Origin of the sequence: Streptomyces sp. NPDC101219, assembly GCF_044767675.1 — a bacterium.
In the GTDB taxonomy this organism is placed as follows: domain Bacteria; phylum Actinomycetota; class Actinomycetes; order Streptomycetales; family Streptomycetaceae; genus Streptomyces.
In genome coordinates, this window is record NZ_JBIWOK010000020.1 from 66,354 (window position 1) to 80,251 (window position 13,898).

Below are 13,898 nucleotides of genomic sequence, written 5' to 3' on the forward strand. Positions count from 1 at the left end.
CGAGGCGAGTGGTGCCCGCAGCACCAGACAGAACACCGTGCCACGGGAACATCGGGGCACTTCAGGGCGTTTTCGCCCGTACAGGGAGGCGGCATGACAGAGACGGCGAGCGGTCCGGCACGGAGTTCCCGCGCCAAGAACGCGAAGACCAGCAAGGGGCTGCGGGTCGAGCGCGTTCACACCACCCCCGGCGTCCACCCCTACGACGAGGTGGCCTGGGAGCGCCGTGACGTCGTGATGACCAACTGGCGCGACGGCTCGGTGAACTTCGAGCAGCGCGGCGTGGAGTTCCCCGACTTCTGGTCGGTGAACGCGGTCAACATCGTCACCAGCAAGTACTTCCGCGGGGCCGTGGGCACCCCGCAGCGCGAGACCAGCCTCAAGCAGCTGATCGACCGCATCGTGAAGACGTACCGGAAGGCCGGCGAGGACCACAAGTACTTCGCCTCGCCCGCCGACGCGGAGATCTTCGAGCACGAACTGGCCTACGCCCTCCTGCACCAGATCTTCAGCTTCAACAGCCCCGTCTGGTTCAACGTGGGCACGCCGCAGCCCCAGCAGGTGTCCGCCTGCTTCATCCTGTCCGTCGACGACTCCATGGAGTCGATCCTCGACTGGTACAAGGAAGAGGGCATGATCTTCAAGGGCGGCTCCGGCGCCGGCCTGAACCTCTCCCGGATCCGTTCCTCCAAGGAACTGCTGTCCTCCGGCGGCAACGCCTCCGGGCCGGTCTCCTTCATGCGCGGCGCCGACGCCTCCGCCGGCACCATCAAGTCCGGTGGCGCCACCCGCCGCGCCGCCAAGATGGTCGTCCTCGACGTGGACCACCCGGACATCGAGGACTTCATCGAGACCAAGGTCAAGGAGGAGGAGAAGATCCGCGTCCTGCGGGACGCCGGCTTCGACATGGACCTGGGCGGCGACGACATCACGTCCGTCCAGTACCAGAACGCCAACAACTCGGTCCGCGTGAACGACGAGTTCATGAAGGCCGTCGAGGCGGGCGGCCGCTTCGGCCTCCGCGCCCGGATGACCGGTGAGGTCATCGAGGACGTCGACGCCAAGGCGCTCTTCCGCAAGATCGCTGAAGCCGCCTGGGCCTGCGCCGACCCCGGCATCCAGTACGACGACACGATCAACAACTGGCACACCTGCCCCGAGTCCGGCCGGATCACCGCGTCGAACCCGTGCAGCGAGTACATGCACCTGGACAACACGTCCTGCAACCTCGCCTCGCTGAACCTGATGAAGTTCCTCAAGGACGACGGCAAGGGCAACCAGTCCTTCGAGACCGAGCGCTTCCAGAAGGTCGTCGAGCTGGTCATCACCGCGATGGACATCTCGATCTGCTTCGCCGACTTCCCGACCCGGAAGATCGGCGAGAACACGCGCGCGTTCCGTCAGCTCGGCATCGGCTACGCCAACCTCGGCGCCCTGCTGATGGCCACCGGCCACGCCTACGACTCCGACGGCGGCCGCTCCCTCGCCGGCTCCATCACCTCCCTGATGACCGGCACCGCCTACCGGCGCTCCGCCGAACTCGCCGCGGTCGTCGGCCCCTACGACGGCTACGCCCGCAACGCGGACGCCCACAAGCGCGTCATGAAGCAGCACTCCGACGCCAACGGCACCGCCGTCCGCATGGACGACCTGGACACCCCGGTGTGGGCCGCCGCGACCGAGGCCTGGCAGGACGTCCTGCGCCTCGGCGAGAAGAACGGCTTCCGCAACTCGCAGGCGTCCGTGCTCGCCCCGACCGGCACCATCGGCCTGGCGATGTCCTGCGACACCACCGGTGTCGAGCCGGACCTCGCGCTGGTCAAGTTCAAGAAGCTGGTCGGCGGCGGCTCGATGCAGATCGTCAACGGCACCGTGCCGCAGGCCCTGCGCCGCCTGGGCTACCAGGAGGAGCAGATCGAGGCGATCGTCGCCCACATCGCCGACAACGGCAATGTGATCGACGCCCCCGGTCTCAAGCAGGAGCACTACGAGGTGTTCGACTGCGCCATGGGCGAGCGTGCCATCTCCCCGATGGGCCACGTCCGCATGATGGCCGCGATCCAGCCGTGGATCTCCGGCGCCATCTCCAAGACGGTCAACATGCCGGAGTCGGCGACCGTCGAAGAGGTCGAGGAGATCTACTACGAGGCCTGGAAGCTGGGCGTCAAGGCGCTCGCGATCTACCGCGACAACTGCAAGGTCGGCCAGCCGCTCTCGGCCAAGACCAAGGAGGCGGAGAAGGCGGAGATCACCGAGAAGACCGAGGACACGATCCGTGCCGCGGTCGAGAAGGTGGTCGAGTACCGCCCGGTCCGCAAGCGGCTGCCGAAGGGCCGCCCCGGCATCACCACGTCGTTCACCGTGGGTGGCGCCGAGGGCTACATGACCGCCAATTCCTACCCGGACGACGGTCTCGGTGAGGTCTTCCTGAAGATGTCCAAGCAGGGCTCGACCCTCGCGGGCATGATGGACGCCTTCTCCATCGCGGTCTCCGTCGGTCTCCAGTACGGCGTGCCGCTGGAGACGTACGTCTCGAAGTTCACCAACATGCGCTTCGAGCCGGCCGGTATGACGGACGACCCGGACGTGCGGATGGCGCAGTCGATCGTCGACTACATCTTCCGCCGCCTGGCGCTGGACTTCCTGCCCTTCGAGACGCGCTCCGCGCTCGGCATCCACTCCGCCGAGGAGCGCCAGCGCCACCTGGAGACGGGGTCCTACGAGCAGTCCCTCGACGACGACGAGGTCGACGTCGAAGGTCTGGCCCAGTCGGCCCCCCGCGCCCAGGAGCTGAAGTCGGTCGCCCTGCCGAAGGCCGAGGCCGAGGCGGCCAAGCCGGCCCCGCAGCAGGCCCACACCAGCGCCGAGCTGGTGGAGATGCAGCTGGGCATCCAGGCCGACGCCCCGCTGTGCTTCTCCTGCGGCACGAAGATGCAGCGCGCCGGTTCCTGCTACATCTGCGAGGGCTGCGGCTCGACCAGCGGCTGCAGCTGACGTCGGGCGCCGCTGAGGCGTGACCGACCGAAAGGGGCGGTGGAGCCGATGACACGGCTCCACCGCCCCTCGGCGTGGACACGGGCTCCGTCGAGGCGGACCCGCGGGCTTGGTCACAGCCCGTCCGCGGCCATGGTCATGGCCTGCGGGCCGCTCCCATGACGCGGGCGAAGGCCACGGGGTCCTCGTCGAACCCACGGAGGGCGAAGTCCGCCACCCAGGGGCCGGTGCCCTCCCGGCGGAACTCGGCGACCACGGCCGCCGTGGCGTCGGGTACGCCCGAGAAATCGGTCTCGGCGAGCACGGTGTACCCCTCGCGGATACGCAGGCCGGGACGGATCACCCGGGCGAAGGTCCGGCGGCTCTGCTGCTGGATCACGATGCCGACGACGACCCGCGCGTACTGCTCGTGCACCCGGTCCAGTTCCACGGTCATGATCTCGTCGTAGCCGAGACCCTGGCCGTCCGTGCTGTCCCGGTCGACGGTGATGGTGCCGTCGGGAGAGCGGCTGTCGGGGTGCACCACGTAGGCCGGATCGCCGTACGGATCACCGGCTGGGTAGGGGGCGGCGATGATGTCCAGGTCCGTGGCGGGCTCCCCCGACGGACTGGGGTCCCACTTCAGTGAGATCTCGATCCTGCCGTGGCCCTTGTTGAGGCTGCTCACCGGTCTCCCTTCCCCGTGACCGTCCGCCCGCCGACCAGAACGCCGTCCCAACCGCCGGGCGGGCGCGGTGGGTTGTCCATCCTGCCACGCAGGGCGGTGCGCGTGCCCGTCACCAGTCCGTACGAGCGTGACCAAGGCCACGCGCGCGGGCCTTACCATGGCGCGGTGCTGGTCAAGTGGATTCGCTGCACCGTGGTGGACCGCCGCGGGTTCGAGCGGGGGCAGCGGAAGTGGGCGGGGCTTCTGGGGGAGCCGGGATTTCGCGGGCAGGGCGGAGGCTGGAGCCGGGTTCGACCGGATGTGGCGCACGTGTTCTCCTTCTGGGAGAGCCGTGCCTTCTACGACTCCTTCATGGCGCGCTCCCACGACCGGCTCGCCACGGCCCAGTCGGGCACGTTCAAGGACGCCCAGGTCAGACTCTTCGACTACCGCTTCGACGTGAAGACCGGCTTCGAACCGCGCTTCACGGACGCCGACCTGTTGCGCGTGGCGCTGTGCCGCGTCCATGAGGAGCGGGCGGAGCACTACGTGCTGATGCAGGAGAAGGTGTGGAACCCGGCCATGGCGGGATCGCCCGGCATGATCCGCGGCATGTTCGGTGAGGCGCCCGGCAACGAGTTCCTGGTGCTGTCGATGTGGCGCTCGGCCGCCGAGCACGGCAAGTACCGCACCGAGCGGGTGGAGCGGCTCGCCCTGCGGGCGCAGACGGAGGCGGACGTGGCCGCCCTGACCGGGGATGTCGTGGACATGGAGCCGACCTGGACGGTGTGACGTCCGGGGCGTTCCGGACGCCCCGGGGGCGCGGGCGGGTGTGATCCGTCGTGCAGGAAGTGTGTGACCTGCGCGGTATGAGGTCACTCGGGTGCTCGCCCGGAAGTCACCCGATCTAGGGTCTTGAGCATGGCACGACCACGGCGCATCGTCCTCGTCCGGCACGGTGAATCAACGGGCAATGCTGACGACTCCGTCTACGAGCGCGAACCCGACCACGCGCTGGCCCTCACCGAGAAGGGCCGGCGCCAGGCGCAGGAGACGGGTAAGCGCTTGCGCGACGTCTTCGACGGCGAGCGGGTCAGCGTGTACGTCTCCCCGTACCGGCGCACCCACCAGACCCTGCAGAACTTCGGGCTCGACCCGGCACTCATACGCGTGCGGGAGGAGCCCCGGCTGCGCGAGCAGGACTGGGGCAACTGGCAGAACCGCGACGACGTGCGCCTGCAGAAGGCCTACCGGGACGCCTACGGCCACTTCTACTACCGCTTCGCCCAGGGCGAGTCCGGGGCCGACGTCTACGACCGGGTCGGCGGCTTCCTGGAGAGCCTGTTCCGCAGCTTCGAGGACCCGCAGCACCCGCCGAACGTGCTGATCGTGACACACGGCCTGGCGATGCGGCTGTTCTGCATGCGCTGGTTCCACTGGACGGTGGCGGAGTTCGAGTCGCTGTCCAACCCGGGGAACGCGGAGATGCGCATGCTCGTTCTGGGGGAGAACGGCAAGTACACCCTCGACCGGCCCTTTGAACGGTGGCGGGACCCCGAGCCGTACGGGATCACCGGATAGGGTGGCTGGGCGATGACCGCTGACTCCTCTCCCGCCGTGCGCCTGGAGCGCACCCTCGCCAGCCTGCGCGGACTGTCGGTCGGAGACGCACTGGGCGCTCAGTTCTCCGTGCCGGCGAACTACCCCCTGCTCAAGAGCCGGACCCTGCCGCCGGCCCCCTGGCGGTGGACCGACGACACCGAGATGGCCTGCTCCGTCGTCGCCGTCCTCGCCTCGCACCAGCGGATCGACCAGGACGCCCTGGCCCACTCCTTCGCCGCGCGGCACGACGCCGACCGGGACTACGGCCGGACGGCGAGCCGGCTGCTGCGCCTGGTCCGCGAGGGTGCCGACTGGCGTGAGCCGGCCGCCGCGCTGTTCAACGGTCACGGCTCCTGGGGCAACGGCGCCGCGATGCGGATCGCCCCGCTGGGCGCCTGGTACGCGGACGACCCGGAGCAGGCCACCCACCAGGCGGAGATCTCCGCCTACCCGACCCACCAGCACCGGGAGGCCGTGGTCGGCGCCATGGCGGTCGCCGCCGCGGCGGCCCTCGTCTCCGGGGCTGGAGCGCCGCCGGGAGCGCAGGCCCTGCTGGACGGGGTGATCGGGCTGGTGCCGGCCCGCAGTGCGGTCGGCGCGGGGCTGCGCCGCGCCCGGGACATGCTCGACTACGACGACGCGGCCACCGTCGCCGCCGTCCTCGGCTGCGGCCGGCGCACGACGGCCCACGACACGGTGCCCTTCGCGCTCTGGTCGGCCGCCCGTTCCCTGGGCGACTACGAGCAGGCGTTCTGGACGACCGCGCAGGTCGGCGGCGACGTCGACACCACGTGCGCCATCGTGGGCGGTGTGGTCGCCGCCGGGAAGGCGGGAGCACCGCCGGCCGAATGGGCGGACCACGCCGAGGCGCTGCCGGACTGGCTGCACATCGCGACCTCCTGACACTCCGTACCCGCCGGGAACTCTGTGTGACCGGCCGGACGTTGTGGGGACAGCCGCCGCCGTACGCATCGTGTGGACGGGGGCGGACGACGGTGACGGGTACGGGGGATTCCGGGGTGGTGGAGATGCTGTTCGGTGTGGCGCACGCCCGGCACGTCGCGCATGCTCTGCCCGCCCCCGACGCCCCCGACGCCCCCCACGCCCCATATGCCTCACATGCCCCGCCCGCCTCGCACGCCGTGCACGCCCCGCTCGGTCCGTCGGCCGTTCCCGGCGGCGTGCGATGGTCCGGGCATCCGGTGCGACGCGGCGGACCCGGCGGCCCGCCGGCCTCCGTGAGGGAGGCCGGGGACCTGCCGGGCCCGGCGGCTCGTGGCGGGGGCGTATCAGCCGATGCCTGGCCCGGCCGACCCGGACAGGGCCTCCAGGTCGCTCCTGCGGACGCGGATGACGAACCATGCGGTGGCCAGGGCCAGCACGGCCATCGCCGCGGCGGGCACGAAGGCCGCCGAGATGCCCTGGCTGAGCACTTCGTGGCCCCAGGGCGCCGGAAGCTGCTGCGTCCGGGCGAACTCCGCCTGCTGTTCCGGCGTCGCCTCGGCGAGGAAGCGCGGAATCTGCTCTTTCGCCTCGTCCCGGCTCGCCGTGCCGAACACCGTCGTGAGGAGGGCCAGGCCGACGGAACCGCCCACCTGCTGAGTGGCGTTGAGCAGTCCGGATGCCGCTCCCGCCTCGTGCTGGGCCACACCCGAGACCGCGGTGAGCGTCAGGGTCACGAAGTTCAGGCCCATACCGAGGCCGAAGACGAGCATCGGTCCGAGGATGCCGCCGGCGTAGGAGCTGTCGGAGGTGATCAGGGTCAGCCAGGCCAGCCCGAGCGCCGCCAGCGTCGACCCGACGAGCATGAACGGCTTGGGCCCGAACAAGGGCAGGAAGCGCTGCGACAGTCCCGCCCCGACCGCGATCACCACGGTGACCGGCAGGAAGGCCAGGCCGGCTGCGATCGGGCTGTAGCCGAGCACGTTCTGGACGAAGAGCACGATGTAGAAGAACATGCCGAACATCGCCGCGGAGAGGCTGAGCATGATCACATACGTGCCCGAGCGGTTGCGGTCGGCGAACATCCGCAGCGGGGTGATCGGTTCCCTGGCCCGGGACTCGATGAGCGCGAAGGCCACCAGCAGGATGCCGGCCACGACGAAGGAGCCGATCGTCAGGCCGTCCTGCCAGCCCTCGTCGGCCGCCCGGATGAAGCCGTAGACGAGCGAGGCCATACCGGCGGTCGAGGTGACGGCGCCGGGGATGTCGAAGCGGCCGGTCTGGCGTTCCGATTCGTTGATGTACAGCGGCGCAAGCACGGCGATCAGCACACCGATCGGCACGTTGACGAACAGCACCCACCGCCAGTCGAGCCACTCGGTCAGCATGCCGCCGGCGAGCAGGCCGATGGCACCGCCGCCGGCGGAGACGGCGGCGAAGACGCCGAAGGCCCGGTTTCGCTCCGGCCCCTCGGGAAAGGTGGTGGTGACGAGCGCCAGCGCGGTGGGCGAGGCGATGGCACCGCCCGCACCCTGGAGGACGCGGGCGACCAGCAGCTGCCAGGGCTCCTGGGCGAGCCCGCCGAGCAGGGAGGCGAAGGTGAACAGCAGGATGCCGGTCATGAAGACGCGGCGGCGGCCCAGGATGTCCCCCGCCCGGCCGCCGAGCAGCAGCAGGCCGCCGAAGGTGAGTGTGTAGGCGCTGACCACCCAGGTCAGATCGGTGGTGCTGAATTCGAGCGCGGTCTGGATGTGCGGCAGCGCGATGTTCACAATCGTCACATCGAGTACCACCATCAATTGGCAGGCCGCGATGACGGTGAGCGCGATGCCGGGGTGTCCGCCCCGGCGGGCCGCACCCGGCTTCCGGTCCTGGAGCAATGGAGAGGTTGTCACTATGGGTCCCCCACACGTGGTTCAGTGAACGCTTGCGTTCACTGTTGAGTTCAACCGTAGGAGTTCCCCGACAGTGAACGCAAGCGTTCACTCGATGCGTCGTCGTCCGGCATGTCCCCCGTTGAGGCCGCGCGGCACGCCCCCCATCCCCGGAATGCCCGCTTCCACTGCTCGTTGGAGAGAGTCAGATGGACACTTCGAGCTGGGCCGATGCCCAGCCCCGGACCACCGGTTCCCGTCGCCGCGGCGCGGTCCTGGAACGCGCGATCCTCGACGCCGCCGTGGACCAGCTCAGTACGGTCGGATGGAACGGCCTCACCATGGAGGGTGTCGCCGCAGGCGCCCAGACCGGCAAGGCCGCCGTCTACCGGCGCTGGCCCTCCAAGGAGGACCTGGTGGCGGACGCCCTGCGGGCCGGTCTGCCGCCCCTCGGTGAGGTGCCGGACCTCGGGAGCGTGCGGGACGACCTGCTGGCGCTCTGCATCCGCACGCGTGACGCGATGTTCTCCCGGCCCGGGTACGCCCTGCGCGCGGTCATTCACGAATGCGACACCTCGCAGGCCGACCGCTTCCACGCCGTGATCGTCGAAGGGCTCGTCGAGCCGACGCTCAAGATGCTGCGCGAGGTGATCGAGCGGGGAATCCAGCGGGGAGAGGTCCGCCCCGACGCGGCCAACGGCTATGTGTGCGACGCCATTCCGGCGATGATGATGTACCGCACCAAGATGTGCGCGAGTGAATGGGCGGACCGCGATCTGGAGGAGATGATCGACCAGTTGATGGTTCCGCTGCTTCGCCCGGACGCTTCCTGACCGGCCGGCGGAAGGGCCCGCGGGCCGGAAGGGGAGCCGGGGTGTCGCGGCGCGCGGCGGGCGGCGTACGCTAAGGGCGCCATGCCGTACGAACCACCCACCCACACCGTCGAGCGCTCACTCCGCGCCACAACCGGGGCGAAGATCATTGCAGGTGTCGACGAGGTGGGGCGCGGCGCGTGGGCCGGGCCGGTCACCGTCTGCGCGGCGATCACCGGTCTGCGCCGGCCCCCCGAAGGGCTCACCGACTCCAAGCTCCTCACCGTCAAGCGGCGTACGGAACTCGCCGAGACGCTGCGGACCTGGGTCACGTCGTACGCCCTCGGGCACGCGTCGCCCGAGGAGATAGACGACATGGGGATGACCGCCGCCCTGCGCCTGGCGGCGGTCCGCGCACTGGACTCGCTGCCGGTGCGCCCCGACGCGGTGATCCTGGACGGCAAGCACAACTACCTCGGCTCGCCCTGGAAGGTCCGCACGGTCATCAAGGGCGACCAGTCGTGCGTGGCGGTCGCGGCGGCCTCGGTGATCGCCAAGGTTCAGCGCGACAAAATGATGGCCGAACTGGGCACCGACCATGCAGACTTCGGTTTTGCGGACAACGCCGGGTATCCGTCGCCCGTGCACAAGGCCGCTCTGGAGGTCCGGGGGCCCACCCCGTACCACCGGATGTCGTGGGCGTATCTTGATGCGCTGCCCCAGTGGCGGCACCTCAAGAAGGTCCGCACCTGGACGGACGGAAGCGTTCCGGCGATCGACGGTCAGCTCGGCTTCGAGTTCTGACCGTTCCGTTCGCACTCATGTGCCACCCGGCGGCGCGAACCGTGCCAACGTTTGATAAAAAACAGCCCATGCCTCTCATTCCCGAGGAGCCTCAGATTCACGAGAGTGCCCAGGGTCCCCGCGTCACGCCGTCCAGCGGCCGCACCGCGCCGACCCCCCGCCCCGTACCCGGTCCCCGCCCCGCGGCTCCGCCGCGTCCCGGCCGCCCCGGACCGCACCGGTCCGCACCGCCGGCGCAGCGCACGGCGGCTGCCCCGACCCCCTCGGCCAAGCCGGGCCCTTCCGGCCCGGCCGCCCCCGCAACGGCCACCGCGCAGGTCCAGTTGATCCCGGCTTCCCCGCAGGGGGCGCTCGACGCCGCCGAGGAGGCCGTGGACCTGCTGCTGGACTCGGGCCGCGCCCCCGGTGACGTGCTGGTGATCACCACTGGCGAGCCGCACCCGTGGGCCACCCACGAACTGTCCTTCGGTGCGGCCTCCTACTGGGCGCAGCACGACGCGGGCGACGACGTCTTCTACGCGGACGCCGCCGTCGCGGACCGGGCCGGTTCCCGGCCCGTCGTCGTGGTCGCCGTCAACGGCGGCCCGGAGTCCGCGGCCGTGGCCGCCCTGTCGGCCGCCCACGCCAAGTCCGGCGCCCTGCTGATCGTCTGCGGCGACCCGCAGCGCATCAACTCGGTGCTGGGCGCGGGGGTCTGAGCGACGCGACACCCCGGCGGCCACCGACGCCGGGGCACGCGGGTTCCGCAGGACAAGGCCGCGGTGGGGGACTTGGCCCGCCCACGCGCCGTGGCGGGACTGCGGGTGCCCCCACCGGAGCCCGCGCGCGCTTCCACCGGCGTGCGGCAGCCCTTGCGGAACTGCCTGTGCCCCCACCGGGGTCCGGCAGCCCTGACGTCGTGGTGTCACGCGCCCGGCTGTCGGGCGCAGCCCGTCGCGGCTGCCCCGAACGTCGCAGGGCCCGGAGGTACGTCAGCGCGCGGCTGCCCGGCGCAGGACCTCCGAGGCGACGCCGCCGGTGCGAGGGATGCGGGGAGGCGCCTCGGACAGGGCTACCGGCTCGGGTGCCGAACCGGCGCTGGGGCGGCGGCCGCCCCGGCCCTCACCGAGGACCTGCCAGCCGTCACGCGTCAGCGTGATGTACGCGCCGCAGCGCAGCCCGTGCAGGGTGCAGGCGTCCCGCAGGCCCCACATCCACGCACCGTCCTCCTCGGTCCACCGCGCGTCCCCCTCCCTGCAGTACAGGAGCACGGCCGTGCGCACCGGCGTCCGGCGGCGCAGGTCGTGCGGGATGACCCGGCGCAACTGGGCGAGCAGGGCGTTGCGGAACACCCAGCCGTCCGCCGGGGCCGGACGACGGGTGAACGACGCGCTCGCGCAGAGCCGTTCGTCGTGGTCCAGCACGGCGACGACCGCGGTCGACGGTCCGGGACAGTGGCGGGCGTGCAGCCCGCTGACGACCTCACGCGGATTGCGCAGCAGCGGGATGCCCGCGGCGGCCCACTCCGCGGGTTCGAGCACTCGGTGAGCGCAAGCGGCGGTCGCCGACAGCGATGCCGCCGAGGACGGGGCGAATCCGAAGGTCACGGTCCTCCCTTCGGCTACGCCCACGAGAGGGCGGTGACGGATTCGGGGGAGCGCGCACGCAACAGCGCCCTACCTGAGCGGCAGACGGGCCGTGCGGGTGCGGACCTCAATTCTTCCTGCCGAACCGGAGCGCGGCAACGAGCAATTGGGGCAGGCGACCGTTATCGGACGATGCACGGCTAATATCCCCGCCCGCTGTCCTCCCGAATCCCGCCGGGAGCATCCGGTCCCGGCACGTGCGTACACCCCACGGGTGCGGGCCGTCGGGGGCCGTGCACGGAGCGTCCCCGAGGACGGGCGGCGGCCGGCCGGACCCGGCCGCCGGGACGCCCCCGACCCCGCGCGTGGCCCCCGGGACCGGCGGGATCACCCCTGCACGGCCAGGACCAGCGGCAGCACCCCGGACGCCCCCGCCCGCCGCAGCAGACGCGCGGCGACCGCGAGGGTCCAGCCCGTCTCCGTGTAGTCGTCCACGAGGAGGACCGGGCCCTCCTCCTTCGCCAGGGCGGCGGCCAGCGCGGGCGGCACCGCCAGCGCCCCGTCGAGGGCCTTCAGCCGCTGGGCGCTGTTGCTGCGGGACGCCGGGAACGCCTCGCCGGTGTACTCCAGCGAGCCCAGCAACGGCAGCCGCCCGATCTCCGCGATACGCGACCCCAAGGACCGGATCAGCACCGGGCGGGTGCGGGAGGCCATGGTGACCACGCCGACCGGACGCGCGACGGCGTCCGCACCGCCCGACGCCCACCCCCCGGGGCCCCTCGCCCAGTCGGCCAGCACTCCGACCACCGCCTTGGCCACGTCGTCCGGGACCGGCCCGTCCGGCGCGCCGGACGCGAACATCGGCCGCAGCCGGTTGCCCCAGCCGATGTCCGACAGGCGGCCCAACGCACGCCCCTGAGCAGCGAGTTCCCCGGCGGGAATGCGCCCCTTGAGGTCCATGCCGATGGCCGGCAGCCCGGTGGGCCACATGCGCCGCGGCTCCACCTCGACACCGGCGCGGCCGAGGTCCGTGCGAGCCGCCTCCAGCGCCGCGGTGGACGCCTCGGCCGAGTGGCGGGCGCCCGCGCAGTTGTCGCAGCGGCCACAGGGCTTGGCGGCCTCGTCGTCCAGCTGGCGCTGCAGGAACTCCATCCGGCAGCCGGTGGTCGACGCGTACTCCCGCATCGCCTGCTGTTCGGCCTTGCGCTGCCGCGCCACCCACGCGTACCGCTCCGCGTCGTACGTCCACGGCTGCCCGGTGGCGGTCCATCCGCCCTTGACCCTCCGTACCGCGCCGTCCACGTCGAGGACCTTGAGCATGGTCTCCAGACGGGAACGCCGCAGCTCCACGAGGGGTTCGAGAGCGGGCAGCGACATGGGCCGGCCGGCGTCCGCGAGGATGTCCAGCGTGCGGCGGACCAGTTCCTCCGAGGGGAAGGCGAGGGAGGCGAAGTACTCCCAGATCGCCTCGTCCTCCTGGCCCGGCAGCAGCAGGACCTCGGCGTGCCGCACCCCGCGGCCGGCGCGGCCGACCTGCTGGTAGTAGGAGATGGGCGAGGAGGGCGAGCCGAGGTGCACCACGAAACCGAGGTCGGGTTTGTCGAAGCCCATGCCGAGTGCGGAGGTGGCGACCAGCGCCTTCACCTTGTTGGCGAGCAGATCCTCCTCGGCCTGCTGCCGTTCGGCGTTCTCCGTCTTGCCGGTGTAGGCCGAGACCGTGTGGCCGCGCTGCCGCAGGAAGGCGGTGACCTCCTCCGCGGCCGCCACGGTGAGGGTGTAGACGATGCCGGAACCCGGCAGGTCGTCGAGGTGATCGGCGAGCCAGGCCATCCGGTGGGCCGCGTCCGGCAGCCGCAGCACGTGCAGGCTCAGGCTGTCGCGGTCCAGCGGGCCGCGCAGCACGAGCGCGTCGGTCGAACCCCCCGTACCCAGTTGTTCCGCCACGTCGGCGGTCACCCTGGCGTTGGCCGTCGCGGTGGTCGCGAGCACGGGCACACCCGCGGGCAGGTCCGCGAGCATGGTGCGCAGGCGGCGGTAGTCCGGACGGAAGTCGTGACCCCAGTCGGAGATGCAGTGGGCCTCATCCACGACCAGCAGCCCCGTCGCGGCGGCCAGTTCGGGCAGGACCCGGTCACGGAAGTCCGGGTTGTTCAGCCGCTCGGGGCTCACCAGGAGAACGTCGACGGTGCCCGCGCCGATCTCGTCCTGGACGGTGTCCCACTCCTCGATGTTCGACGAGTTGATGGTGCGGGCCCGGATGCCGGCCCTGGCGGCGGCCTCGACCTGGTTGCGCATCAGCGCGAGCAGCGGGGAGACGATGACCGTGGGGCCGCTGCCCTGGGCACGCAGCAGTGACGTGGCCACGAAGTAGACCGCGGACTTGCCCCATCCGGTGCGCTGTACGACGAGCGCCCGGCGCTTCTCCGCGACCAGAGCCTCGATGGCCCGCCACTGGTCCTCGCGAAGCCGGGCCTCGCCCGAGTCGTCCCCGACGAGACGGGCGAGAACCGTGTCGGCGGCCGCCCGGAGATCCGCGTTGCTCGTGTGCTCCATGCCCCCATACAACAGGACGGCACCGACAGACGGGCCGGTGAGCGGCGCGGAGGCGCCGGCGGAGGTGTCTTGTGGCGTGCCCTCTGCCTTACGAGGTCGCCCCACG

General features: G+C 71.3%; 11 protein-coding genes. 7 read left to right on the forward strand and 4 right to left on the reverse strand.

The features are described from left to right. Positions 1-93 precede the first annotated feature (93 nt). On the forward strand, positions 94-2,994 hold the full coding sequence (locus ACIRPP_RS29375) for a vitamin B12-dependent ribonucleotide reductase (protein WP_403648948.1): 2,901 nt from the start codon (positions 94-96) through the stop codon (positions 2,992-2,994). Between the two features lie 136 nt (positions 2,995-3,130). On the opposite strand, the gene ACIRPP_RS29380 is transcribed toward ACIRPP_RS29375, so the two are convergent. Then, positions 3,131-3,661, reverse strand: coding sequence for a TerD family protein (locus ACIRPP_RS29380; protein WP_403648951.1), 531 nt, complete (start codon positions 3,659-3,661; stop codon positions 3,131-3,133). Between the two features lie 165 nt (positions 3,662-3,826). Here ACIRPP_RS29380 and ACIRPP_RS29385 point away from each other — a divergent pair, with 165 nt between their 5' ends. From ACIRPP_RS29385 to ACIRPP_RS29395, 3 genes are all read left to right on the forward strand, one after another. After that, positions 3,827-4,432 (forward strand): YdbC family protein, encoded by a 606-nt coding sequence (locus ACIRPP_RS29385; RefSeq protein ID WP_403648955.1) that lies wholly within the window; start codon positions 3,827-3,829, stop codon positions 4,430-4,432. Between the two features lie 129 nt (positions 4,433-4,561). Then, entirely contained in the window at positions 4,562-5,221 is a 660-nt protein-coding gene (locus tag ACIRPP_RS29390; protein ID WP_164333158.1) for a histidine phosphatase family protein, read from the forward strand. Positions 5,222-5,233: 12 nt separating this feature from the next. Then, complete coding sequence (locus tag ACIRPP_RS29395; protein ID WP_403648958.1) at positions 5,234-6,145, forward strand: ADP-ribosylglycohydrolase family protein; 912 nt, start codon at positions 5,234-5,236, stop codon at positions 6,143-6,145. Positions 6,146-6,531: 386 nt separating this feature from the next. On the opposite strand, the gene ACIRPP_RS29400 is transcribed toward ACIRPP_RS29395, so the two are convergent. Beyond that, complete coding sequence (locus ACIRPP_RS29400) at positions 6,532-8,079, reverse strand: MFS transporter (RefSeq protein WP_403648961.1); 1,548 nt, start codon at positions 8,077-8,079, stop codon at positions 6,532-6,534. Between the two features lie 188 nt (positions 8,080-8,267). Between ACIRPP_RS29400 and ACIRPP_RS29405 the strand changes: the two genes are divergently transcribed. The 3 genes from ACIRPP_RS29405 to ACIRPP_RS29415 all read left to right on the forward strand — a co-directional run bounded on the left by ACIRPP_RS29405 (position 8,268) and on the right by ACIRPP_RS29415 (position 10,372). Next, the gene (locus ACIRPP_RS29405; protein WP_403648963.1) at positions 8,268-8,891 is read left to right on the forward strand and encodes a TetR/AcrR family transcriptional regulator; all 624 of its coding nucleotides are present in this window, start codon (positions 8,268-8,270) and stop codon (positions 8,889-8,891) included. 81 nt (positions 8,892-8,972) lie between these two features. Then, a complete protein-coding gene (locus tag ACIRPP_RS29410; RefSeq protein ID WP_164348344.1) occupies positions 8,973-9,674 on the forward strand; it encodes a ribonuclease HII in 702 nt (233 codons plus the stop codon). 68 nt (positions 9,675-9,742) lie between these two features. Beyond that, positions 9,743-10,372, forward strand: a complete 630-nt coding sequence (locus ACIRPP_RS29415; RefSeq protein WP_403648966.1) for a hypothetical protein — start codon at positions 9,743-9,745, stop codon at positions 10,370-10,372. Between the two features lie 273 nt (positions 10,373-10,645). On the opposite strand, the gene ACIRPP_RS29420 is transcribed toward ACIRPP_RS29415, so the two are convergent. Both ACIRPP_RS29420 and ACIRPP_RS29425 read right to left on the reverse strand, forming a co-directional pair. After that, positions 10,646-11,260, reverse strand: a complete 615-nt coding sequence (locus ACIRPP_RS29420) for a hypothetical protein (RefSeq protein ID WP_403648968.1) — start codon at positions 11,258-11,260, stop codon at positions 10,646-10,648. 366 nt (positions 11,261-11,626) lie between these two features. After that, positions 11,627-13,792 carry a RecQ family ATP-dependent DNA helicase gene (locus ACIRPP_RS29425; RefSeq protein ID WP_403648970.1) on the reverse strand — a complete coding sequence of 722 codons (2,166 nt, stop codon included), beginning with the start codon at positions 13,790-13,792 and terminating at the stop codon, positions 11,627-11,629. Positions 13,793-13,898 lie beyond the last annotated feature (106 nt).

Bases quoted from the DNA above. Each gene is read 5' to 3' on its own strand.
- ACIRPP_RS29415 (WP_403648966.1), top strand. From the start codon at position 9,743: ATGCCTCTCATTCCCGAGGAGCCTCAGATTCACGAGAGTGCCCAGGGT.
- ACIRPP_RS29410 (WP_164348344.1), top strand. From the start codon at position 8,973: ATGCCGTACGAACCACCCACCCACACCGTCGAGCGCTCACTCCGCGCC.
- ACIRPP_RS29375 (WP_403648948.1), top strand. From the start codon at position 94: ATGACAGAGACGGCGAGCGGTCCGGCACGGAGTTCCCGCGCCAAGAAC.
- ACIRPP_RS29390 (WP_164333158.1), top strand. From the start codon at position 4,562: ATGGCACGACCACGGCGCATCGTCCTCGTCCGGCACGGTGAATCAACG.
- ACIRPP_RS29405 (WP_403648963.1), top strand. From the start codon at position 8,268: ATGGACACTTCGAGCTGGGCCGATGCCCAGCCCCGGACCACCGGTTCC.
- ACIRPP_RS29395 (WP_403648958.1), top strand. From the start codon at position 5,234: ATGACCGCTGACTCCTCTCCCGCCGTGCGCCTGGAGCGCACCCTCGCC.
- ACIRPP_RS29425 (WP_403648970.1), bottom strand. From the start codon at position 13,792: ATGGAGCACACGAGCAACGCGGATCTCCGGGCGGCCGCCGACACGGTT.